Annotated in this window: 21 protein-coding genes; 12 read left to right on the forward strand and 9 right to left on the reverse strand. The window is 47.0% G+C overall.

Annotated elements, in window-relative coordinates:
• The first annotated feature begins 15 nt into the window (after positions 1 to 15).
• From PEL01S_RS25610 to PEL01S_RS25620, 3 genes are all read left to right on the forward strand, one after another.
• Positions 16 to 732: a MerR family DNA-binding transcriptional regulator gene (locus PEL01S_RS25610; protein WP_127462233.1), complete on the forward strand. Its 717-nt coding sequence runs from the start codon at positions 16 to 18 to the stop codon at positions 730 to 732.
• Between the two features lie 91 nt (positions 733 to 823).
• The gene (locus PEL01S_RS25615; RefSeq protein ID WP_127462234.1) at positions 824 to 1,144 is read left to right on the forward strand and encodes an ArsR/SmtB family transcription factor; all 321 of its coding nucleotides are present in this window, start codon (positions 824 to 826) and stop codon (positions 1,142 to 1,144) included.
• A gap of 65 nt (positions 1,145 to 1,209) precedes the next feature.
• Positions 1,210 to 2,121, forward strand: a complete 912-nt coding sequence (locus PEL01S_RS25620) for a DMT family transporter (protein ID WP_371860726.1) — start codon at positions 1,210 to 1,212, stop codon at positions 2,119 to 2,121.
• Between the two features lie 225 nt (positions 2,122 to 2,346).
• Here PEL01S_RS25620 and PEL01S_RS25625 read toward each other — a convergent pair whose 3' ends face one another.
• From PEL01S_RS25625 to PEL01S_RS25645, 5 genes are all read right to left on the reverse strand, one after another.
• Complete coding sequence (locus PEL01S_RS25625) at positions 2,347 to 3,162, reverse strand: DUF4097 family beta strand repeat-containing protein (protein ID WP_127462238.1); 816 nt, start codon at positions 3,160 to 3,162, stop codon at positions 2,347 to 2,349.
• A 52-nt stretch (positions 3,163 to 3,214) separates the two neighbouring features.
• Positions 3,215 to 3,907: an ABC transporter permease gene (locus PEL01S_RS25630; protein WP_127462239.1), complete on the reverse strand. Its 693-nt coding sequence runs from the start codon at positions 3,905 to 3,907 to the stop codon at positions 3,215 to 3,217.
• Positions 3,900 to 4,823: an ABC transporter ATP-binding protein gene (locus PEL01S_RS25635; RefSeq protein ID WP_127462240.1), complete on the reverse strand. Its 924-nt coding sequence runs from the start codon at positions 4,821 to 4,823 to the stop codon at positions 3,900 to 3,902. Before PEL01S_RS25635 ends, PEL01S_RS25630 begins: the two co-directional genes overlap by 8 nt.
• Positions 4,824 to 4,976: 153 nt before the next feature.
• Entirely contained in the window at positions 4,977 to 5,912 is a 936-nt protein-coding gene (locus tag PEL01S_RS25640) for a HAMP domain-containing histidine kinase (RefSeq protein ID WP_127462241.1), read from the reverse strand.
• A 1-nt stretch (position 5,913) separates the two neighbouring features.
• Complete coding sequence (locus PEL01S_RS25645) at positions 5,914 to 6,624, reverse strand: response regulator transcription factor (protein WP_063182458.1); 711 nt, start codon at positions 6,622 to 6,624, stop codon at positions 5,914 to 5,916.
• A 489-nt stretch (positions 6,625 to 7,113) separates the two neighbouring features.
• On the opposite strand from PEL01S_RS25645, the gene PEL01S_RS25650 reads away from it, so the two are divergent.
• Entirely contained in the window at positions 7,114 to 8,454 is a 1,341-nt protein-coding gene (locus PEL01S_RS25650; RefSeq protein ID WP_127462242.1) for a helix-turn-helix domain-containing protein, read from the forward strand.
• Between the two features lie 320 nt (positions 8,455 to 8,774).
• Here the strand turns inward: PEL01S_RS25650 and PEL01S_RS25655 are convergent, their stop codons facing one another.
• Entirely contained in the window at positions 8,775 to 9,794 is a 1,020-nt protein-coding gene (locus PEL01S_RS25655; RefSeq protein ID WP_127462276.1) for a zinc-binding alcohol dehydrogenase family protein, read from the reverse strand.
• Between the two features lie 139 nt (positions 9,795 to 9,933).
• Here PEL01S_RS25655 and PEL01S_RS25660 point away from each other — a divergent pair, with 139 nt between their 5' ends.
• From PEL01S_RS25660 to PEL01S_RS25690, 7 genes are all read left to right on the forward strand, one after another.
• A complete protein-coding gene (locus PEL01S_RS25660; RefSeq protein ID WP_239551138.1) occupies positions 9,934 to 10,308 on the forward strand; it encodes a winged helix-turn-helix transcriptional regulator in 375 nt (124 codons plus the stop codon).
• A 233-nt stretch (positions 10,309 to 10,541) separates the two neighbouring features.
• Complete coding sequence (locus PEL01S_RS25665; RefSeq protein ID WP_127462244.1) at positions 10,542 to 11,231, forward strand: class I SAM-dependent methyltransferase; 690 nt, start codon at positions 10,542 to 10,544, stop codon at positions 11,229 to 11,231.
• 45 nt (positions 11,232 to 11,276) lie between these two features.
• Positions 11,277 to 11,702: an NUDIX domain-containing protein gene (locus PEL01S_RS25670; RefSeq protein ID WP_127462245.1), complete on the forward strand. Its 426-nt coding sequence runs from the start codon at positions 11,277 to 11,279 to the stop codon at positions 11,700 to 11,702.
• Positions 11,692 to 12,543: a DMT family transporter gene (locus PEL01S_RS25675; protein WP_163767652.1), complete on the forward strand. Its 852-nt coding sequence runs from the start codon at positions 11,692 to 11,694 to the stop codon at positions 12,541 to 12,543. The genes PEL01S_RS25670 and PEL01S_RS25675 overlap by 11 nt, the downstream gene beginning before the upstream one ends.
• 73 nt (positions 12,544 to 12,616) lie before the next feature.
• Positions 12,617 to 12,928, forward strand: a complete 312-nt coding sequence (locus PEL01S_RS25680) for a DUF2834 domain-containing protein (RefSeq protein ID WP_255320164.1) — start codon at positions 12,617 to 12,619, stop codon at positions 12,926 to 12,928.
• Positions 12,921 to 13,718, forward strand: a complete 798-nt coding sequence (locus PEL01S_RS25685; protein WP_127462250.1) for a hypothetical protein — start codon at positions 12,921 to 12,923, stop codon at positions 13,716 to 13,718. The genes PEL01S_RS25680 and PEL01S_RS25685 overlap by 8 nt, the downstream gene beginning before the upstream one ends.
• A gap of 58 nt (positions 13,719 to 13,776) precedes the next feature.
• A complete protein-coding gene (locus tag PEL01S_RS25690; protein WP_127462251.1) occupies positions 13,777 to 15,174 on the forward strand; it encodes an SMI1/KNR4 family protein in 1,398 nt (465 codons plus the stop codon).
• 74 nt (positions 15,175 to 15,248) lie between these two features.
• Here PEL01S_RS25690 and PEL01S_RS25695 read toward each other — a convergent pair whose 3' ends face one another.
• On the reverse strand, positions 15,249 to 16,397 hold the full coding sequence (locus PEL01S_RS25695; protein ID WP_127462253.1) for a response regulator: 1,149 nt from the start codon (positions 16,395 to 16,397) through the stop codon (positions 15,249 to 15,251).
• A gap of 1,514 nt (positions 16,398 to 17,911) precedes the next feature.
• Here PEL01S_RS25695 and PEL01S_RS25700 point away from each other — a divergent pair.
• Positions 17,912 to 20,368, forward strand: coding sequence for an S-layer homology domain-containing protein (locus PEL01S_RS25700; RefSeq protein WP_163767655.1), 2,457 nt, complete (start codon positions 17,912 to 17,914; stop codon positions 20,366 to 20,368).
• A 215-nt stretch (positions 20,369 to 20,583) separates the two neighbouring features.
• Here the strand turns inward: PEL01S_RS25700 and PEL01S_RS25705 are convergent, their stop codons facing one another.
• Complete coding sequence (locus tag PEL01S_RS25705; RefSeq protein ID WP_127462257.1) at positions 20,584 to 21,729, reverse strand: glycosyltransferase; 1,146 nt, start codon at positions 21,727 to 21,729, stop codon at positions 20,584 to 20,586.
• A 421-nt stretch (positions 21,730 to 22,150) separates the two neighbouring features.
• Positions 22,151 to 24,748: a DUF4855 domain-containing protein gene (locus tag PEL01S_RS25710; protein ID WP_127462259.1), complete on the reverse strand. Its 2,598-nt coding sequence runs from the start codon at positions 24,746 to 24,748 to the stop codon at positions 22,151 to 22,153.
• Positions 24,749 to 24,810: the final 62 nt, after the last annotated feature.

Below are 24,810 nucleotides of genomic sequence, written 5' to 3' on the forward strand. Positions count from 1 at the left end.
GTAAGGAGTGGGAAGGTGCAAATAACTTATACGCCTACACAAATTGCGAATGCACTAAACGTCAGCACGACCACATTGAGGAGATATGAAGAGCAAGGATTAATTCCCGATGTGCCGAGAACCGCAGGAAACCATCGAACCTACATGCCCATTCATGTTCAAGCTTTTAGGACGATCAGATCCTTGTTGAAAGGATATGAGATCCCCGTTGTTTATGATGCAATGAGAAGAATTAAGAACGGAGATAGGATTCAGGCACTTTGGTTAGTGAATCACGAGCTGCATCAGATTCAAGAAGAAAAGCAACGAGTGGAAGAAATACTTGCCATGGTCAAAAACGCCGATTTCACCATGTATAGGAATGTGAAAATAACGAATGCGATGTCGATTGGAAAAGTAGCGGAGATTGCCGGAGTAAACACTTCTGCGATCAGACATTGGGAGAAAGAGGGGCTGATTCGCTCCGAAAGAGATAAGGACAATGGGTACAGGATCTTTACCGTACCTGAATTAAGAAAAATATTGGTCATAAGCAGCTTAAGAAGAACCGTCTATTATATTGAAAATATGAAGCAGCTTCTACATGATTTGGACGTACACAGTTATTCCAAAATCGATCGATCGCTTCAGCTTGCGCTGCAAAATTTAAACCAGCAGCTTACCATGAAATTCGGGGGAATCGCGGAAATCATGAAATTTATCGATTTTTACAAAATAGAAGACGGATGTTAGCGGATCGTCTAAACGGTTTTTATTTGACAAAATAAGCGCCTAGGGCCATAATAAACATGTTTAAAAGCTTAAACATATAAGGGTGATTGCGATGGAAGCCTCGAATTGTCAAAACAGAGAGCGTGTGTTGGAAACATTCCAATTAACGACGGCGATTTTTCAAGCCTTAGGCGATGAGAATCGGCAGCATATCATTATGCTCTTGCTGGAGCACGGCAGCCTGAACGTAAATCAAATCACCGATCAGATGGCAATCTCCAGACCGGCCGTTTCGCATCACCTGAAAATATTGCGACAAGCCGGCTTGATTACCTTCGACAGGAATGGGAATGAGAAGTTTTATTCGATAAGCTCGGGTGAATTCCTGGTCAAAATTAAAAACCTCATTACGGCGATTGAAGCAGGGATATAAAAATTTTTTGAAGTCTATGTTTAAATTTTTAAACATATAAACGATATGATGTTAGGAGAATGGTTATGAAGAGCAGTAGCAGTAAACCGTGGAAGGGCATCTATTGGCTGATGCTGGCGGTACCTTTATTTTGGGGTGGATCTTTTTCGATGGCGGAGCATGTCGTATCGGAAATTCCGCCGCTTGTCGCTGCGACCCTTCGTTTTGCTCTCGCAGGCTTGCTGTTAATGCTGGTCGTCACTTTGAAATCGGAATGGAACATGTCCGTGTTAAAGCGAAGATGGAAGGGACTGCTTTTTGTATCGTTAACCGGGATTTTTGGCTATAATGCTTTGTTCTTTTTGGGTCTGAAATATACGTCTGCGATTAATGGGTCGTTGATCATCGCGACCATGCCTGTTTTTGTTACGGTAGGAGCCGTGTTCTTCTTGAAGGAAGCGTGGAGCGGCAGGACAGGACTCAGCTTGGTTTTATCGCTGGTTGGCGTGGTCGTTGTCATTACGAAAGGGTCTTTCCATACGATGAGCACCCTATCTTTTAATACGGGAGACATTTTGTTTTTTGCCGCGTTAGCTTGTGGGGTTATGTATGGTTTGCTTGGAAAAGCAGTCATGAAGGAGGTATCCCCGCTATTGGCAACGACTCTGATGACTTTGATCGGCTCCGTGTTTCTTGGGGGCAGCTCGTTGGTTGAAGGAGGATGGGGAAAGGTTCCTTCTCTATCATCTCATGGGTGGCTGGAAATGGTATATATGGTCCTGTTCGGTACGCTGGTCGGCTATGTCATCTTTAATAAAGGGGTTGAACAGATCGGGGCGAGCCGGGCCAGTATTTACCTGAACCTGACGCCCATTGTGACAACCTTGTTCTCTGTCGTACTATATGACACGATGATGACATGGCAGCAAGTGCTCGGGATGGCCATGGTGTTGGCCGGAATTGGCTTGGCGACGATCGGAAGAGTTGAGAGATCATAGAGGTGGACAAGGATGCTCTTGCTAAAAAAGCTGACGACCGCTAAAGTGCGGGCGCCAGCTCGTCGAGTGGAGTTTTCCTTTGTCTGCGCTAGACAGACTTTTTATTCCTGCTTGCTTCGCTTATGAACGTTTGATCCCAGCAACAAGGTAGGCCTTGAGGTCGGATGGCTTTCACTTGCCCATAAATCGTAAATGGGGTAATCCTTTTCAGGTGAGGCCCTCTTTTCATTTTTTGAACAGAATATCGCCCGTCTGTGCGGAAATGTTGAGCGTTGCACTCTCGGATTGAGCCTCACCCACATATCCATGAAGTTCTTTGGAAACAACCGTTGTGGTATTTGTTGCTTTTTCAAGAGAAACCTGATTATCAATATTCCCTAGTTTCGTTGATAGATTTACATATAGAGGCGCTGATTGATCAGGTAGATTGAATTCAACGTTACCAAGGTTCGTAGATATGTTACTGCTTTTCTTGCCAAGTACATCCCTTACGGTGATGTTGCCGGCACTGCTGCTCACATTTAAGTGTTGGACCGACAATTCTGACTCAACGGATATGTTGCCAAATCCGTTATCTATCTCAAGGGAGTTGAAGTCTTTATAAGGAAGACGGATGGTTAACGATGGCAATGGCCCCGTATTTATGCTCTTCTTTTGTTCCTGTTTAAGCATAATCAGTAATGTTCCATCTTGGATCGACGTAGTCACCTTGGTGTCCATTCCTTTTGAATTGCCCTTGGATAGTTCCCATTCTGCTTGATTGATTTGTTTGTCGCCTATGACTGTAACTGTAGCAGCGCTACTCTTGATTTTTAGGGAATGAATGTTATTTACATCAATTTGAGAAATATCCCCTTTTACTGTATTCGAGACATTTCCATTGTCCGATGTTTCTGAGTTTACAATTGTGTTCGTCGGTATAGAAGAGTTTTGCTGGGACGAACTTGGTGTACTGGTGACGGAGGATTCTTTCGTACATCCGGCGAGTACGATACTGGCAGCGGCCAGGAGTATCATAGTTAACTTCATGTTGTTATTCAAATGTGTATCTTCCTTTCTTCTGCATTAGATGTGTTGAATATACTCTCCCAAGTTAACGTATATCGATTTGATCAATTTTGCGAATCGCCATGTATCCGACCGCTAGGCCAATCGCGGCTAGCAGAATTGGAACGATAATAATGTCATTCAAGTTGAATCCGCCACTGTCCGAGCAGGTCAGCAATACGATGATGACGGAGGATACAATGGTCGTCGGACTAGAATATTTGCGCATCCCGAAGTAGAGCGGAATCAGCGCCATGAAGCTTGCCGCCAGCGCATGGAAGCCTAATTTCGCGGCGTGCTGCAACACGAGCGTCAGCGTCAGTTCACCCGGCACGAAATGTGTGAATGAGTTGATGACAACATACAACGTACTCAAAATAATCATGGAAACCACGGTACATAGAAAAGTGAACGCGATTACGACCATAAGCTTAGCCGCAATGATTTTGTGACGTTTGATCGGGTACATGAACAAGACGGTAATCGTCTTATGGTTGAACTCATCGATGACGAATCGCCCCAGCAAGACGGCGGCGAAAATAATAAATGTCCCTCTCGCAAATACATCTATCATAGAAAACACCCTGCTATAATTTTCAAATACGTTTATGCCGTACATCTTCGGCGAATAGCTTATTAACATCATGAATCCGAAAATGATCAGAGTAGCGATCGCCGCGCTGCGAATATACCCCATGATTTTAAATTTTCTTAGCTCCAGCTTCATCAAATTAAGCATGTACTCCACCTCCATTCAACACTTGCAAAAAGTAATCCTCTAACGAGCCGCTTCGTTTATGAATCGAATCAATAACCACTTCATTCATGATCAAGGTTTTAGTAATTTCGCTTTGTGCTATATGCTGGTCATAGATTCGTATGAATTGATTGTCGATGACTCGGATATTGTTCAATTGAAGTTTATCCGTTAAGACATAAGCAGCCCGGCTGCAATTCGTCGTCATGATCTCGATGTAATTCGTCGTCATGCCGCGAATTTCGTCCATCGCGATCTCTCGCAGTAACCGACCGCCTTGAATGACGCCAATTGTATCCGCAATTTGCTCGATCTCGCCTAGAATGTGGCTGGAGATCAATAGCGTCGTGCCATATTCCTTGCACAACATGCGGAATACGTCTCTTAACTCTTTGATCCCTAGCGGATCGAGTCCATTGATCGGTTCGTCGAAAATAAGCAGCTCCGGTTTGGTCGTAATAGCGCGGGCGATCCCCAGGCGCTGTTTCATCCCGAGCGAGAAGGTCTTTACTTTCTTCTTGCCCGTATCGACCAGATTCACAAGTTCCAGCGCTTCATCAATCGCCTTCTTGTTGTAGTACCCCATATAATCGCAATGCAGTTCCAGATTCTCGCGGGCAGTCAGCTTATCATAGAACACCGGGTATTCAATAATTGTTCCCATGCGTCCCAGAAGATGATAGGAATTCGGCATTAGCTTCTCTCCAAATAGCTCGATCTCCCCACTCGTCGGCTTGACGAGATTCGTAATCATCTTCATCACTGTCGTTTTTCCCGCGCCGTTGGGACCCAAGAATCCGTAGATTTCGCCTTTCTTCATATTCATATTGACATTCGAGATGACTTCCTGCCCTTGAAAAGCCTTGGTCAATCGATTCGTTCGTACGATATGCTCCATACTCTTTTCTCCCCTCGCTCACTCATAACTATATCTTACAGGACGTTATCTTCTTTTTTCTTACTTCACTCTTACGAATTTCTTAAGCGGACTCTATGTGTGATGATGCATGAAAAAACTCATGAAATGAGTTAACCCTCCTCAATTCATGAGCTAGTATTGTACTTTTTTCAATTGAACGGTAAACACCGTTAACTCATAAGGCTTGCTGCGGAGGTGGATGGACCCGCCCATACTCTCCACCAACCGCTTCGTAATGGTAAGACCCAGTCCGCTGCCTTGATAGAACTTATTCCGCGAATCTTCCAGCGTATACATCCGTTCAAACACATGATCGATATGCATCGCATCAATGCCCTTTCCCCGGTCCCATATATCCACATAGACAGAAGATTCATCTTCCCGGAGCGTCAAACCGAGCTGCTTGCCGTGATTGCCATATTTAATACTGTTCGAGATCAGATTGTTCAGCACGCGGTGCAGCGCCTCATCATTACCGAAGCCATAAATCGGATGATCCGGGATCTCGATATGGACGAGGTAACCTTGCTCCGTAAGAATGTCGTAATAAGCCAGAATCGTCGTGCCGCAACGTTCATTCATGAGAATTCGGGTCATCGGCATATCTTGATCCCCGGACTCCAGCTTAGCCAAATCGAAGAAATCGTGAATGAGCGCCAACGTCTCTTGGGTTTTGACAGACACTTTGCCCAGCAAACGTTCGCGCTCCTCTGCATGCATCGCCGGATCGAGATGGAGCATCTCAATATAACCCAGTACGACAGTCAAGGGGGTCCTCAGATCGTGCGAAATATTCGATACCATCTTTTTCATCGATATTTCCATCTTGGCATAGTCAGAGTACATCTGATGCTGCGCCTCCAAGAGCCGGTTGATCTCCATCAGCAGCGCTTTGAACTCCCGGTCGTTCGTCATGAGCAATAACTTCTCATGGGTAGCGTGGGATGATATACGTTCGATCTCTGATCGCAACCGGCGCAATTGCTTGCGGTGGCCCGCGCGATTAACCGCCTGATAGATGACTAAACAGATAAGAATCGCGATCATCATCAATAGAATGAGCGTCATCTTAGCGGCCTTCCCACTTGTAGCCAATGCCCCATAGCGTCTTAATATACCGCGGCTCTGACGGGTTATCTTCTATCTTGTCCCGCAGCCTGCTCATATGAACATTAATGACGTTCTCGTCGCCGTAATAGTCATCGTTCCATACCTTCGCGTAAATTTGTGCTTTCGTAAAGACGCGATTGGGATGCGCTGCGAATAGTCGCAGAATCTCGAACTCTTTGGATGTTAATTTTATCGGCTCCTCGTGCTTGAAGACGGCAAAATTGTCGGAATCGATCCGTAAATCGCCCATGTTCAGGATGTTATGCATCGGCGCAACCTTCGTCTCAACGCTCGCGTATTGCGTCGCCCGCCGGATGATCGCCTTCAGTCTCGCAGACAATTCGATCATCGAGAAAGGTTTCTCAATGTAGTCGTCTGCACCGAACCCGAGGCCTAACGCCTTGTCGATGTCGCTGTCCTTCGCGGACATAATCAAGATCGGCACATGGCTGTAAGTCCGAATGCGGCGGATGACTTCCATTCCATCGATCTTGGGCATCATAAGATCGACGAGTAACAGATCAAATCGCCCCTGCGCCTGCTCGAATTTCCGAAGTCCCTCGTCGCCATCCCCGGCAACGGTCACCGCATATCCTTCTTTCGTTAAATAAGTCTCAACCATTTCTACAATGGCTTGATCATCTTCCATAATGAATATTGAATGATTTATAATGAACAATCCTTTCCACGCTTGCTATGACTTTTCATTTCATTAGTATAACAAAAAAAGTACCGCAAGCTCATTATAATCCGATCATCCCCAATCGAGATATGACCGTTCGCCCAATAATACTATATAGACGGCTGAAAATAACCTATCACTTCATACAAGGAATTCACGTTGTTAACGACCTTGGAATAGGAAAAACCCGGCTTTTTAACTATTTTGTAATACACATTCAGTCTTTCTGGGCATTTTAGAATGGCTGCCGTCTATCGTTTCGATAGATTCACCAAAGGTTAATTTTTTCGTGATGCCCCTTTCGCAACCTCCATCCTATGCAAAAACAGCTAGATCTTTCAAGAGTGGCCGAAGGGTATAGAAGGATCGAGTTTTTACTATATGTAAACATCAATCTTGTCATTTTAACAAATGTAAATTTTTTATTTTATTGTTATGGAATATTGTTTTATATTCTTAGGGGAGGTTGGTTTTTTCGTGCGGGTCGTTAATCGCTCTTTGCGTTGGGAAATTGAAGACCAAATGAAGCTGCATGGTTATAATATCAATCAATTGGCGGAACTCTCTGGGATTAATACAGGCAATCTAAGCATGGCCTTGAATGGCATTTCCCGATCAATGACGATCAACCAACTGGATGCCCTGGCCAAAGTTTTCGGAAAGGTGCCCGGATGGTTGTATGAGCTGTACACGGAAGAATGTATCTCCGAAGATAAATTGTCCCGGCCGCGGTTAGTTCCGTATTTGGTACGAAGTGCCGAGGTTGGCAGAAACGATTGTATTGATGCGGTCGTATCTAAAATTCTTGATAACCCAAAAAACGTGCAAATCATCTTTGCTGCGGCAGAGAAGCTATTCAATAAGGGAAAACAAAAAGAATCGGAACGCTTTTATGAAATTGTTGTGGAGAACGTCAAAGACAGCTTTTCCGAAATGCTGGTGATGAGTCACTATAGGTTATTTACGGTCACGCAAGGTACGGATGCGGAAAAGAATTGGAAGGCCGTTATCCGATTTGATCCGTTTCGAAACCGGTTGCCGGAGAGTTATCGTTTGGACGCGTTGTACCAATTAGCGCGAGTTTGTTATTCATTGAAAAAGTGGAGCGAGGTTGAAGAATATGCGGGCGAGCTGGTGGAGCTAAGTACTGTTCTATGCGGCGATGAAGAGGTAGCGCCTAAACGGCATCCCGTGTATTATTACGGTAAGGGACTCTTGTATAAAGGAGCTGTGTTGGAAAGACGAGGGGTATATGACCGAGCAAAAGAATATGTGCTTAATTACATGAATTTAGAATGGCCAGATCCTCTCGATGAATCTGGCCAAAAAGAAGTGGAACAGTTTAAGATTTGGGGGAAAGCGAATTTATACACGCTTGAAGTATTGTCTGGAAACAAAGGCATTATTAATGAATATGCCGACTATCTAGCAGGCCTTAACCGATTAAACGACGTTGTGGCCGGATTGAATGCTATCATTGCGTCAGCGAATACATATGAGTTCAATGTTGATCATGTGCTGGCGCGTTTTTCTGGCTCTATTGCACGTTTCGATTTATTTAATCATGATCCGATTCTTTCAGAACGACATCTTCGATACAGGTATCATAAAGCTATTTATGAGTTCAGGCATGGCCGAATTCGAGAGGGACTTGATGAGACATTACATTGTCTTTCCTTAGCCAACGATATGAAAAAGTATGAAGATGGTTTTCAATGCGTCACGTTATTTGAATCTTATCGAGAACGGGCCTCGGCTCAGCAATTGAAAATGTATCGGTCAGCCATGGGCGTGAGAGAGGAGGTGTATTTAGAATGAAGGCTTATTTCCTGGCCCTGGTTATCGCCTTGGGGCTATTTGGTACAATCGGGTCTTTTGTGCCAGGTCCAAGTGATGGCGCGGTAATCAAGCTGCTTGACCATGGAACAGAATAACATTTTGAACAATTAACATCCATACCTTGAGGCATTCTGCACAAAGCAGAATGCTTTTTTTATGTCAATAAAACTCTTCATAAACTCCATATACCCATTATTCGGAAGTTTGGAAAGTAAGCGACTAATTCGTTTTCTGGAAGGCAGTTAACCAACATGGCGGCCGGTGTAGATTGTCCAAGCCGCCATGCTGGTCCAGATAGCTTAACTGAAATGCTCCAATACGATTTTGCCGATGGCTTGTCCAGATTCGATCTTGGCATGGGCAAGCTTCAAGTTCGCAGCGTTAATTGGCGACATCCGCTCAGTAACCGCGGTGCGGATTTTTCTCTCATCGACAAGCTCCGCTAACCGATTCAACAAACGATGCTGTTCTTCGATGTCCTCGGTCTGAAAAGTCGATCTCGTAAACATCGTCTCCCAGACCACCGTAACGCTCTTGCTCTTCAACAAGCCTAGTGCAATGGGTGCTTCATTTTCCACGATGAGACAGATTTTCCCTTGCGGAGCAATAACTTCTGTCATGTTATTCCAATGTTGATCCGTATTGTTCATGCAGAAGATATAATCGACATGGTCGAAGCCGATCTTCTGCAATTGCGGGAGGAAGGGCTCATAATGATTAATCACAAAATCCGCTCCCAGCTCCTTCACCCATTGAACCGATTCAGGTCGGGAAGCCGTTCCGATGACGGTAAGTCCAGCCAGCTTGGCAAGCTGCAAGGCGATGGAGCCTACGCCTCCCGCGGCGCCGATCATCAGAATCGATTTGTTCCGGTTTGCTTCAGGAGACTGGGAAATGAGAAGCCGATCAAAAAGACTCTCCCAAGCCGTAATCGTTGTTAACGGCAAGGATGCGGCATTGGCAAAATCCAGTGTCGACGGCTTTCTTCCGACGATCCGCTCGTCCACCAAATGAAATTCGCTGTTACCTCCCGGCCGAATGAGGCTCCCTGCATAAAATACCTCGTCCCCCGGATGAAAAATCGTGCATTCCGGTCCGACTTGCTGGACAACTCCAGCTACATCCCAACCAAGGATATAAGGAGGCTCTCCAACTTTATTATCGTAGGCGCGTACGATCGGATCGGCCGGGTTGACCGAGATGGCTTTTACTTCAACGAGAATATCGCGTCCTTGTGGGGAAGGCTTGGGCACCTCAAGATCTAACAGACTCTCCGGATGTTCGATTGGTAAATACTTATAATAACCGACTGCTTTCATCGTTTCTGGCTTTGTACTCAAATTCTATCATCCCTTCTCATATTCATTGCTGCCAGCTATTTCATTATATTTTAATAAGTAATATACTAAAAGTACGCAAATAAATAATATTAAGTATCAGAAACCATACCTAGAAGGGATGTTCTATATGCTAAGTCCAATAAAAAAATGTCCGGTTGAAACAACCTTGGGTGTTATCGGCGGAAAATGGAAGGGGGTCATTATTTATCATCTGCTGAGCGGGACAAAGCGGTTCAATGAGCTCCGAAGGATATACCCCCAAGTCACTCATCATACCCTTACGCTCCAATTGAGAGATCTTGAACGAGAAGGTATTGTTACACGAAAGATATATAATCAAGTACCGCCTAAGGTAGAGTATTCGTTAACGGAGTTTGGGAGAACGCTGGAACCGATTATTTTGCTAATGAAAGAATGGGGGGACCACTACGAGGAAAGGGTAAATCAGAGTGATGATTTGGAGATGAATGCGGCTGAACAATCGAACTTATGAGGCGATATAACCGAACGGTGATAGGGGTGCTTCCTATGGGGAAGCATCCTTTTTGTTTTTCTCAGATCGCGCCTTATTCAAATTAATTCACTTAAAATAAACTATGTTTTAACTAATAAATGAAAAAGAGCATAAAATTACAAAATCGACATAAATCTACTACATTTGCTATATACACCTTCCATGGCTAAGGCTATAATGCAGATAGAAAAAATTGGAGGGTGATTCCAAGTATGGAAAAGGTGTGGAATGTCGTATGGAAAAAAGATAACTACGCATTGGAGAAAGTAAGGAACAATAAGGCGCTGAAAAAATTTAATATCTACGAAAGCCTGGGAGTCAACTTTCATAAATATAAAAAAGTCGGTGATTTCGGGGCGGGCGGGGGCTATATGACGTTGGAATTGATCAACCGTTACCCCAGTATTGAAAGCGTGAGATTATACGATTATTCGGAAGATGCGCTGCTCAAGTCCAAAGAAAATCTGGCGAATTACAGCCATGTCAGCTTTAAGCAGCATGACTTGAATGTTCCGATGACGGATCATGCCGAACAACATGATTTTATTATGGCGTTCAGCGTGCTGGAGCATATTCATAATTATGAGACAGGCCTGCAGACGTTGTTCGACCATTTGGAAAGCTCCGGGGAAGCCATCATGGTCTGGTCCCATGCGAATTCGATTTTTAAGTGGCAGCGTCAATGGTATGAGAAGCTAAACCTGTGGAACTATGGCTTTCAGAAGGAGATGACCGTAAAGGAAATCTATCAATTTCTGGACGGCAAATTCGATGTGCTGTGCTGCAAAGTCGTTCCGTGCGTCGGAGATAAGGGCGTCTGGACCTTGCTGGATAATGTGATTCACAAATTCAATAAACAGAGCGGCAGATATTTATTTCTTCACCTGAAGAAGAAGCAATAGAGAAACGCTTGATGCTCGCTTAAAAACGATAAGAAGGTGAAGGTCATGATAATCGACGACATGGAAATTCATTACAACCAATGTCCTGAGAGCTATCAGTATGTTTTGGTTGTTTTACATTATAAAGATCAATTTGTTTTCGTGAAAAACAAAAAAAGAAAGTGGGAGTTTACAGGGGGAAAGAAGGAAGACGGCGAAACGATTCTGGAGGTTGCCAAGAGAGAGGCCTGGGAAGAAGCCGGAGCCATTATCGAAGATATACAGGTTGTAGGCTACTATACATTGGCCAACCATGAGAACGTGATTATTTCCGCCGCGGAAGTCTTGTATTTCGAGGATATTCCCGCATTCTCCGAAACGACGGAAGTCCGATTATCGACAACGCTGCCAAGCGAAGAGGAACTGTCGTTTACAGACGGAATTTACAAATCGATCTTCAGCCATATCAAGGAACATGGTTATGAAAGTTAAAGGCGTTCTACTCAGCGTTGCTTCCGTTCTGGTGATGAGCCTCTCGCCGCTGACCAATATGTTCTCTCTGTCGTCGATCGACCCGATGGTCGCCAGCTTTTACAGCAGTCTGTTTTCCGCTTTATTCTGCTTGCTATTTTTAGGGATTAGAAAAAAAAGCCTGACATTCGTCAACGACAAAAGAATCTATCTGCTGGGGGTCACCAACTCCATCGGCGTCGTGTGCCAATATTTCAGCTTGTTTATGCTGGGACCGATCGCTTTTGGCTTAATCGGCCGGTTTTATATTATTTTTTCGCTGGCCTTGGCCGTATTCATCCTCCGTGAAAAAATTAAATCGTCGAGCTATGTTCCGATCGTCATCTGTATCTTAGGTTCCTTTCTGGTCGTGAACACGGGATCGTCGAACAATAATATGATGGGAATTATACTGGGGCTGCTGTATACCTTTTTGTTTGCGTTAACCAATTTGCTGGCGAAGAAGCTGGTGGATCGGGTCGATTCCTCCATTATTTTATTTTACAACCAGATCATTTCTACCTTGTTGATCGGCGCGTTTATATGGATTGCTCGGGGAGATTATAAGGCTTTTTTCGCCGGAGAAAGCTTGTTGTTCATTGTGATTGCGGCATTTTGCAGCGGCTTTCTAGGCATTATCTTGTTCTATGAAAGCATTAAATACATCAAATTCTCGGTAGCCAATCTGATCCGGTCGCTGAATCCCGTCATTGTGTTTTTGTATTCGTATCCCTTTTTCCCAATTGAGATTACGGCCAAATTTATCGCAGGCAGCGTGATGATTGTCGTTTCGGTCATCTGGTTGAACCTGAAGCAAGAGTAGCCAACACTTTTCCAAAATGTGCTATGATATGGGAGAACTCATATCTGACATGGAGGTGAAGCGGTTGAAATTCGTGTACGGTATTTTAGCTTTGCTCGGAACCATACTGCCCTATTCCCAGTTCATACCGTGGGTTAGCGAGCATGGCCCTAACCTTTCTTTATTGATAAGAGAAGCAGGGCAGACCCGTATCGGCGCATTCGCATGGCTGGATGTCGCGGTTTCGGCAGCGGTCTTAATCGCCTTTATCATATATGAAGGGGGTCGCCAAGGAATGAAATGGTTATGGGTACCGATCGTTGGGACAGTAACCGTGGGCGTTTCGTTGGGACTTCCGTTGTTTTTATTACAACGAGAAATTCATTTGGAGAAAAAACGTGGATAAAAAAGCGAAAAAAATACTTATGAACACGTTCTGGTCGTCCGGCGGTTGGAAGGGTCGGCCGTATACCTTTGCCGGCGAGGATTTCCTGTATGCCAAAAGCAAAGGGCTGATGTTCGATCCCATCACGATTACGCATGATGAATTGGTCGAACGGCTGCACGAATTGCATCAAAAGACGACCAAAGAACGGGTAACCGCTGCGTTCCTGCACAGTCTGTCTACGAAAAAAGTTTATCTGCGGAGCGCTCTGTCGAGCTGGGCCCTGACGTCCCAATTGCCTCTACATACCTACGGACAGCGGAGTGCGGTACGGCCGAATTACAGCAGCTGCGGGGATTGCAATTTCCATGGCCTCATGGCAGACCGGGATTATGTCCATGCGGATTTGAACGTGCTGAATTTCGAGCGGGTCAAATGGGGAGGCGTCCGCTTGAACCAGCTTCTGTATTGCTGGCTGGATCTCGAATTGTTCAGCAAGGAAGAAGAAGTGTTCGAGGTTGCCGAGGAGGATACTGCCATGCTCCGCCGAATGACCGAAGCGATTCAGGACTGTGCGGAGCATGAAGGTGCCCGGCAGCTGGAGAAGCGCTGGAAGGATGCGTTTCCTTCAAGCAAGCAGGAGCGGGACGTAACGATGGAAATATGGGGATATGCCGGATTGCTGGCGCAGCAGGATACGCCCCGCAAGCTTCGGGGAGGGAGCCACGATTTTAACTCCGTTGCGGAGTGGCAGGGAAGTGACCGGTACTCCCGGGAGGCGCTGGAATTTTACTTCGGCGCGCTTCTGTAGGTTTATTTTCAATTGGTACCTGTAGACCATGTACCTTACTAACGAGAAGAGGATGAATATGGATAAAAGCCTATTGGAGCAGCTAAACCTCTGGCATGAAGAAGATGAATTTGAACAAATCATCGCTCGGATTCTGGAGATTCCTGAACAGGACCGCGATTATGATGTAATCAGTCATTTGGCTAGAGCCATGAACAATCTGGAACGTTACGAGGAAGCGCTGCAGCAGCTTTTGACGATTGAGAAGCAAGGCGGCAGCGACCCTTTGTGGCATTTCCGCGCGGGCTATGCCTACTACTATCTGGAACAATACGAGGATGCCGTAAGAGAATTCGAAATCGCGGATCAACTGGCTCCCAAGGACCGGGCCACGCTGTCGTTTTTAGTAGAGAGCCGTCATGGTCTCGCCGTAATGAACCGCAAACGCAAGCAGTCGCTGGCCCTACAGGCCCGGAACGAGCAAGGAAGAAAGTATGGGGCGGGAAAAATCCCCTTTGAAGGGTTTGACTTGACGAGCTTTTGGGACGATAGCGACTACGCGCTAAAACAATATGTCAGCGAGCCGCCTACAGACGAGCTTATAGCTTCGATCGAACAAGAGCTGGGCTACAAATTGCCGGCCTCTTACATTGCCATGATGAAATTGCATAACGGCGGTGTGCCAGTCAACACTTGCTTCCCTACGGAGGAAGCGACGTCTTGGGCGGAAGACCATATTGCGATTACGGGGATCTTGGGAATCGGGCGTGAAAAGCCTTATTCGCTCTGCGCGGAATTTGGCAGTAAGTTTATGATTGAAGAATGGGGCTATCCCGATATTGGCGTGGTCATTTGCGATTGCCCCTCGGCAGGTCACGATGTCGTGATGCTGGATTATCGGAAATGCGGCAGACATGGAGAGCCTGAGGTGGTCCATGTCGACCAGGAATGCGATTATGAAATTACGTTTTTGGCCGAAAGCTTCGAGGTCTTTGTCCGGAGCTTGGTGCATCACGATGTCTATGATACCTCGGAGGAAGGGAAGTATGAGGCTTTGCGGAAGGTGGCCCATGAGGAATTTTCCCCGCTGCTATCGGAGCTGTGTGCCCGTGTCACCGAGGTCGACAACATGGAGGAGATCATCCGTGCAATTTGTACCCGAATTGTAGAGGAAAAAGGATACTTTGCCTTTCATGCGGACGAGCTCTCTACGTTGATGTATGACCTGCAGTTTTGGCTGTACACCAAGTCTTACCCCAATACAAGCCGTGAACAATATTTGAAGGATTATAGCAAAATGATCGCTTTTGGCGGGTCGTTCAGCACGGGGGGGTATGCTCCCGGCTTTATCACGGACTGGCTGGACGATCGAATCCGGCAAGGCATGATTGGCAGGACAAGCGATGTGCTTACGTTTAAGGATGCGGCAACGAAGCAATTGCTGGAAAAGCTGAAAGCATTCGCTTCCGCGACTTAAAATTTATCAAAGCCCACCGGACCGAAGCCTGCGCGGCGCCGGGGGGCTTCCATGTGAAACTCGAAGTGGCGGGTTTAGGAAGTAAGGCTCACGAATTTCCAACGTGTATACCAATCCTTAATGTCAGGACTCATCGGAATCTCCAAATCCCGTTCCATTTTCGTTCTCAAGAGCAAATATTGCTCTTCCACACCGATCCTGTCGCCAATCCCATCATAAAGCTTCATCAGTGAGAAATAGCTTCCCTCCTCGTCCGGAAGCAATTGTTGAATACGGAGATGGACTTGAATGGCTTTTTTCGGTTTTTTTTGCTGCTCGTAGAACTCACATAACTTTCGCATATGGTATAACCACAGCAATCGAAACCGTTCCCGTTCATGTTCGGCCCAGAGGTAATCGTATTTTCCCAGATAGTCCCCCTTGTACATATTCAACACATGCTCATAGGCGTCAACTGTACCTGCATCCAGGACACCTAACTGCCTCATGGCATATTCCCATTCCTCTGTGTCTACCCGAGCTTCCCCGATGTCTAGCTTGTACCCTGCCTCCAAACTACCGCTGTTTATGGAAACCGTATCCATGTTGTAATTTTTCAAGGTTTGACGTACTTGATAAATCGTTGTGTAGAGATGCTGCGCTGCCTTAGTCTCTTCCAGCTCCGGCCATAGCAGTTCGAGCAAAACGCTTCGATTGATGGTCCGGTCCCGATGATGGAGCAAATAGGCAAACAATTCTTGCGCCTTGCTTGTGCGCCATTTCACGTTCTGGGCGTCCATGCCGGGCAGCTTAAACTGGATTTGATTAAAGCAGCAAATCATGGGGGAAGTCGCGTCCTGTGTTTTCCTGGTGGCTCTGATAGCCAATTTCTCTTTTATCCGCAGGATCGTTTGGCGTAGACGCTCCTTTTGCAGCGGCTTCACAATATAGTCCAAGGCGTAAAGCTCAAAAGCTTGCACAGCATATTTGTCGTAACTGGTCACAAATACGATTTCGGTACCGGGAACGACCGCCTGGATCTGCTTCCCCAGATTCAGGCCGTTAATATCCGGCATATGGATATCAAGAAACACAACATCGGGGCGATGAGCCAATACGCCTGCCATGACCTCGGTAGAATAGGAATAGGAGGCAACGATCTCGACCTCGCTTGCTTCACGCTCAATCGCTTTTTTAAGTCCTATTAATGCCAAATGTTCATCGTCAACCAATATGGCTTTCACAGGAGCGTCCTCCTTGACAGTCGGTTCTTGTAATTGCTTTCACAATTCTTATATCGGCTTTCATGCGGATATATTGAACAGACCCAGGATGAGTTGTCTAGGTTTTGTTTAGGTTGAGTTGGTAAACTAGTAGATAGCTCTCGAAATAACGTTTGCATCGGTGAACTTTCCAAGCCGTAATGCACAATTCCGAGCTGTAGTGAGTATCTGTCGCGTATGCCCGCTTTTGGATGTTTTTTTTGGCGATTCAATAAAAAGGAGGCTGGTAGTGTGCCGTAGGAACGCGCACCTGATTTGATTGGCGAAGCGTCGCCGCTGGCTCAGGGGACCCTTTAGATGCAGACGGCAGGACAAATTTGATTTGAATGGTAAAACTCATCAGAGTAACTCAAGCGAAAGCAGAGGCGCTCGAGTTAGAAGCAGTCGACAAATTAATTAAAAAGAAGGGAGAAAACCTGCTGAACAGAAAGAAATCTGCGAATATAGAATTTCTATATGCTTTCGCCAGCAGGAATGAACAAAAGATGAAATTAACAAATCGAAGAATGTTATCTTTACTAATGGCAATCATCATGGTATTGACGATGATCCCTTTTCATCCATTAGAAGTAAGAGCAGCGGCAACACCAATACTTGATCTTGGTATTCCTGTTAAAGTAACCGAAGTAACCTATCAGCTGCCAAATGCTGCATTTGGAAGCACAGGCGTCGTTGATGCAAAAGGCGGATACTTTACTGTGGCGGTAAATAGTGGCTCAATTGATGTTGGAGCTCTTTCAAGCGGTATTACGGAGTTAACGAATGGCATAAAAATTAGTGGCGTTGTTTCTGACAAATCTACACCTACGAATAGAGTGTTCAATTTTTCAAGTGGCAATACTTATGAAGATATTCAAGCTGTAATTCGAAATATGACATTTACACAAGTTTCAGGGCAAACCCAAAGTGTCACAATAAATGTAACGCCAGGGGCACCATTGACTGATGGAAAAACCTCTGTGCGTACCTACAATGGACGCCATTTTGTATATGTGGCAAGACAGAGTAGCATGACTTTTTACGATGCTGTGACTGCTGCAACGAACAATAAAGGACATCTTCTAGAACCAGCAGCAGGTGATGCGGGTGCTGCAGAAATGTTAGCGATTGCCAGTATGTTTAAAGAATTTAAGAGTCCCTTTACAGGAGGCTGGTACTTTATAAGCTTTATTGGCGCTACTAAAACTACAGCTCCTAGTTGGAGCACTTCTAGTGATAGCGCGACACATTATGTATCAAACAATGGTCTGCATACAAATCTTGAGTCACCGCCTTATTATTACTTTAATGGAACCGACTACGTCCATCTTACACTTCTGCTAGACACCAATAATACTACAGTACGTTACTTAGGCGTAAATAACACACACGGTGGCTCTAGCGCATATAAAGATCCGGGAGTTATTGTCGAGTATAATTCCGGTGTCATTAGTAACATCATCACTACCACAAAAGATATCAAACTTCTTCCAGTAATGGGAGGTAGCGTAACGATCGATGGCATTGCCAAGGCGGGTCAGACGTTAACGGCGAACGTAACGGGAATCACGTATACGCCAGACACGACAGGTAATGTGCCGACCTACCAGTGGTACCGAAACGGAGTCGCCATCACGAATGCGACGGGTTCAAGCTACACGTTAACCGCAGATGATCTGGGCGCGACCATCACCCTGACGGTCACCGCCGATGGTACGCATGCGGTAGGCAGCGTAACGAGTATGGCAACGGCAGTGGTTACGAAAGGGGATGGACCGGCCGCACCGAGTGCGCCAGTAGCAAGCAGCGTGACGCCTGCGAGCATTACCCTGCAACCAGTCAGCGGTCAGGAATACAGTATGGACGGCGGGTTAACTTGGCAGGATAGCCCAACCTTTAACGGACTGACACCAGGCACCGACTATACGTTTGTGACGCGGGTAAAAGCGACAGCGACGCAGATGGCGTCTGCCGTTAGCCCAGCCACCACGATTCGGACTTCGGTCGGAGAGCCGGCATTGGAAATCACGGAGCCGGCCAGCGGGACAGTAACGGTGTCTAAGCCGGCATTCAAAGGAACAGCAGCGCCAGGCTCTCAGGTTACGGTCAACATTGCGGATGGGATTACAGGGACGGTTACGGCCGACACGTATGGTAACTGGAGCTACACACCGGAAGTCAATTTGGCCGATGGCAACTACACGGTGAAAGTAACGGCTACGAAGGATGGGAAGTCCAGCACCGTAAGCAAAGGACTGACGGTTAACACCGCAGATCAATCCTCCTTGACGGGACTGCAGCTCAATAGCTGGAACGGAACGCCGATCGGGTTGTCGCCGGCCTTCAATGGAAGCACGACCAAGTATACGGCTTCCGTAACGAATAGCGTTTACAGCGTGACGGTAAGCTCGTTGCCGCTTGATCCGAACGCCAAGATTGAAGTCTCGGTTAATAATGGCCCTTGGCAGCAAGTTCCTAGCGGAACAACAAGCGGTAATCTGCCTTTAAATGTAGGAACGAACACGATTGTTGTAAAGGTTACGGATGCCAAAGGCAAAGTAACGGAATATACGTTGACGATTACAAGAGAATCTAGCGACAGCGGAGACTCGGATAGCAGCAGCGGCGGAAGCACCACAACGCCTTCAACCTCTACAGGCTCGTCTTCGTCGGGAGGTTCGACAACACCGAGTGGCTCGGGAATCGAAACCTCGGTGAACGGCAAAGACGATACGTTTGCAACGGGGAAAGAATCCACCTCGGGAGACCGCAAGGTGACTTCGGTTCAAGTGGATTTGGACAAGCTGAACAAAGCCTTGTCGCAAGGGAACGGACAGAAGCTGGCGATTCATTCCTCGAAAGATGGCGATATGAAGGTAGACGGATTGACGGCAGGAGCTGTGAAGCAGCTTGCCGATAAGGGAGCAGGCCTCGAAATCAGCAACCCGCTGGCGATCTACCCAGTTCCAGGCGGAAAAATGGATTTGAGCGCAGTGTCCAAGCAGTTGGGCAACGCGGCGCTCGGCGATATTGCGGTTCATATCGATATCGCACGTTCTTCTGACACGTTAATTAATAACGCCAAGAGCAAAGCGGCAGCGGAAGGCTACGAGCTGCTGGTCACTCCGGTCGATCTGGATATGACTTTCTCGCATGACGGCAAGATGGTAAGAGCGGGGCAATTGAACGGATACGCGGCGAAGTACATCGCGCTGCCGGAAGGCATCGATCCGAACCGCATTACGACAGGCGTTATCGTTAATCCGGACGGCAGCGTGTTCCATGTGCCGACGGTTGTAACGAAAATCAATAGCCGTTATTATGCATTCATTAAAGACTTACGCAGCAACGGCTCCTACTCGGTCATCTGGAATCCGCAAGATTTCGATGACGTGAAGAGCCATTGGGGCAAAGCCGACGTGAACAATATTGCGGCGAGACTCGACCTTGCCGGAACCGGGAACAATACGTTTTCGCCGGATCGCAACGTAACGCGATCCGAGTTCTCGGAGATTGTCGTGACCGGTCTCGGTTTGAAACGTCAAAATGCACCGCAGAACAAGTTCCCTGACGTTTCGGATTCCGCTTGGTACCGCAGCTCTGTAGCGATTGCGAACGAGTTCGATATCGTGCGCGGTTACGAGGACGGTAACTTCTACGGCGACCGTCAAATCACGAGAGAACAGGGCATGGCGATGATTGCCCGAGCTTACAAATTGATCGAGACGAAGGCCGCGCTGAGTCAGGAGCAGACCGATGCTCTGCTGGCGAAGTATGAAGATGCGAAAAAGGTATCTGCTTGGGCGAGAGAGGATATCGCTCTGATGATTGAGGCGGGAATTGTGCAAGGCAACGGGCCGCAGCTTCTGAGCCCGCAGTCGAATATGACGCGTGCTGAAGTGACGGCATTGATTGCAAGATTGCTTAAGACAACCAATCTGATCGATAAGTAAGCTTTTTTCGGCAAAAAATAAAAAGAGTCTTTACCGCTGCAACGGCAAAGACATGCGAAACCCACCGTTAGGCTGCCAACCTTACGCGGTGGGTTTTCGCTGTTCCATATTTTCCATGTTATCCTGCCCAATCGTTGAATAAATCAAAATGAGCAGCTGCCGCGGCCTGCTGCTCCATTCTTGTGTAATGTGCCTCCGGTCTGCTGCGATCATCATTATGCCTTTTTTGTAAATTTTCGGTAAAGTACTATATACCGTCCCCCTACTTTACTTATCGAGAAATCCCTCCTTATCATTTTCGAACCGAATTCACCTAATATCCGTAGTCGTTGTGGGCGTTTCAGGAGGAAATTTATATCGTTCACAAGTCTGTTTGCATTGAGAGATATCATGGAGCCATGGTCACCAAAATTATAACTTTTCATCATAGCAATGGAACCGGGTCTAACGATCCCGCAATATCCGGACACTCCAGCTGCGATAACCGGTCTGGCGCATGCCATTGCTTCAAGCGCGACACGACCAGTTCCTACGACGATATCTGCTGCATAAAAAGCATTTTGAATCGAAGCCAGTGGTCCCTTAACAAGAATAACTCTTCGTCCAAGACGTTGGTTCACTTTCTGGGCCAACTGTGAAAGCTGTCGTCGAAAAGGACCTGGACCATATAACACTGCCGCAAACTTTTTGTTGCTTCGCGCAACCTTTTCAACAGCCAAGATGACTTTTTGGGCTATCGGATATTTATCCCTTTCGAACCTTGAGGCATAGACTAAAAGCCGAGCATCTTGTGGCAAGCCGAGGGCTTTTCTCCATCTTTTTTTAGGCTGCTTGGCCTGAAACTGCTTAGTATTGATTCCGTTCGGAATAAGTTGAATTTTATACGCAGGGATTCCTCTCTTCCGTAACCATTGTGACAGCCCCGGTGAAACCGAAACGATTTTTTTGGAGGAAACGACGGAAGCTCTTAGATCATTCTTTGGTTCGTAGGTACTATGCACTGTAACTATAAGGGGAATGCCAGGATGCGCGCGTTGAAAACGATTGGCCAATCTAAGTCTAGTATTAGCATGAATAATGCCGTACTTGTTTCGGTTAACAATCTTGTATAAGCCTTGTACCTGCTTCATCAACTTTTCTTTTTGCATGGGTAGTATATGCACGGATATCCCCATTTTTCGTGCAGCAGAGGTTAGCGGGCCTCCTTTTGTTACAATCCCAACCCGAATACCTTTAGTAAGCAAAAATTTTGACAAGGACAAGACATGTCTCTCGGTCCCCCCGGTTTTAAGGCGATCAATTAACATCAAGACCTTCACTTCTTCAACCCCCCCTTTCACGATTTTCAGTTCTGCTTGCATAGCTTATGCTTTCGGAAAACGATATGACCGGACAAATGATGATTTATATTTATTTTGGTTAAGATGTTACACACCTTCTTAAAAAAGTAAAACCTAAAACGATTATTGTAAATCGAGCTACTTGATTCACTTTCCGAAATGGCCGTCATTTAAGGGACCCTTTGTGCCGCCAGTAAGATTAAATACTCGAAATGTACGCGCCCTTTCCTTATCGACATTGGAGCAAAGAAAGAATCTGCATGCGTTCCGATTACACCGTTCTCAGTTTCATGCTCGTGATCGCATCTTAAGACTTATACGACAAAAGGAAATATTTTGGTTGGGTTAAGAAAGGCCCTTGCCGCAAGAATGCGACCAAGAGCCGTTTTTGCACAGAAAAAAATCTAAAGGGAAGGGGAGCGCGCCCCCTACATTACGTTTCCTACTCGTCGAACGACGCTAACTTTTTAGCTCCGGAAAGGCTGTATACGCCAAACTCATAGAAGGAGTATCCGTAATCCGTTGCTCTTTGAATGCCTTGGAACTTCACGTATTTGGCTTGGACCGGGTTAAAATGCACCGTTTGTTTCCCGTCCGTTGCCGTAATCATGCCGCCATTTTCCTGCGTCACGTTGGTCCAATTCTGCTTGTCGTTCGAAACAAGCAACCGGAACGTTTTCGCCCGGGCGTATTCCCAATCCATTCTCACCGTATCGATGTCTGTCGGCGCACCGAGATCGACCTGGAACCACGTATTGTCCCTGTATTCGCTCGCCCATCTCGTAACGGGGGAGCCGTCGACCGCTTTCTCTGCGGCATAGCCGGGCTTATCGCCTTCCACCGAAGAGGCTTCGGCCTTTTTATTTTCCGCCAAATTCCCGATCAGGTAATAGACGCCTTCCTTGAGCGTATTGTACGCCGTATCGGTAATCATATGCTCTTCCTTCACACGGTCCAGCCGGGCGTTAAATACTTTCAGAAAATCGATAAACTTCGTTGGATTGGACCCTTCGAGGTGGGTCATCATTTCCAGATCTTTGATGAGCGCGCGAGCCGCTTTGGCATTCGTGATCTGGTTTTCCGCCGCGAAACGGTCGGCTAATTGTTTCATGGCTGCTGCGCTGGTGGATGCTTCGATCACGTAAGAAGTTTTCCGGGATTTGCCCGCCGTAATCACGGTAACGATCAACTCATGCTTTCCAAGCTTGCCCGCCAGATTCATGACGGTTCCTGCCGTATAAGGCTTGCCGTCAAACGTAGCGGTGACCTTGGTCAGCCCGCTGCCGTCATTGCTTTTCCATGCAAACTGAACAGGCTCCGTATCCGGCACGAGGGCTTTGTTTTGAATTGTTTTCCCGTTCATCTGCACTTCGGCTTCCGGAGCGACGGCTGTGTTTTTGACATACGTCCCTTTGACGAATTGATACAGCCAGTCGTACATCACCCGGTTGATCGGGTCGGCGCTCACCGCCGTATTATATACGGCATTGTTGCCTTGGTAATACGCTTTGAAGCCCTCCTGCATCAGACCTGTTTCTACACCGCTGTTCAAATAATCGATATACCGGTCGCGGAAGACGCTATCCGTCAGCATGCGATCATCGAACTCCAGCTCGTTGGACATCCCGTACCGCTTGGCGGTGTTTGCGGCATCTTCCAGACGGTCATAGCCCATTTCCTCGAAGAAATAGTTCGGCTGGAAATTGACGGCATCAATACCGACATCCTTCCACATAAAGCTCTTGTAAGCCAAGAAATGCGGAATCCAGAAAAACTTCAGACCGTTGTTATGAACCTTGGCACTCGTCGAACGAAGCAAATCCGGCCCTTTCGCGCTAGTGCTGATCTGCTCTTCCAGCCAGTACATGCCGACAAGCTCCAGATTGGAGTACCGAGCCGCTTCCCATTTTTGCTTCACTTGATCGAGCCACCATTGGATCGCTTTTTCCCGGTTGGCGAACGCCTTCGCTTCCCCGACCGTCGAAGCGTTAAAGCTTAAAGACTCTCCGTTCACGACGCCAAAATCGTTCAAGTACTCTCCCGGGTCCGGAATCATCAGGACGACCTTTTCCTTATAATCCGGCTGCCCCAGCTTGGCCCCGACTTCTTTAGTCGCTTCGTTAAGCTGCTGCATGTCGCCGGTTGCGGCGAAGGTCTTATTCAGATACCATTGCCAATCCTCGAGATTGGCTTTTCCATCGTAGCCCCGGCCGGCCGGCGAGGTCAGACCGAGAAACAGCACGCCGTCAAACAGCCGATCCACCGGCTGTCCGGCCTGATTCACATAGCTGATGTTGGGAATGATCCGTTCTTTCGTCCAATCGCCCAGATTATCCTTGTAATGCCCGTTGTACAGCAAGCCCAAGTGGTTGATGCCGGCTGTCGCTTCTCCCGGCTTTAAGAAGCCCACTTGATCGGGAGGAACCGTTACCGCTCCTGCTACTTTTCCATCCGTGCCCCAAATCTCGACTTCATCGATGAGGCTCCACGCCCGGGTATGCATCGGGAAGGTAACTTTCACATAGCGGGTGTAAACCATCCCCGTAACGGTTTTGTCGCTTTGGATGCCGTCCCGGCTTCCGTCCCACTCGAAGGTTTCTTGTCTTGGAGGCCCGTCTCCCCAGAGAAGCTGGGTAGCTTTGTGTGAAAGCGCTCCCCAATTTTGGCTGTCGTCGGAGGCATACATCGACACCGACAACGGCACAAGGATCGAGTTCGTCGGCCAATCCTGCAAGAAATGCGCTTTAACTTTCGAGATCGACTTTCGCTCGCCCAGATCGAACACGACCTCGCGCGTCTTCTTCTGCACATGTCCTACCCACGCGGGGTCCGACATATCCAATGCGCCATATTTTCCGTCCGTCAGCTTCCGGTTAGTATCCGGATGGGCCGCCTCCGGCGCTTGCGACCATGTATAATTCAACCCTAAAGCGAGGTTACGTTCCTTGGGCTTCGCCTCTTCCGCTTGCACGGCCGAGATCTGTGATAACATCATGACGGCGGTCATGACGACGGCTGTCCATTTTATTTTCAATCCCATAAATCCCGCTCCTTCCAACGTTGAGTTAATGCAGCATCAAGCTCTGAATAGATTACGTTCGA

Source organism: Paenibacillus elgii NBRC 100335 (genome assembly GCF_004000865.1).
GTDB lineage: Bacteria > Bacillota > Bacilli > Paenibacillales > NBRC-103111 > Paenibacillus_G > Paenibacillus_G elgii.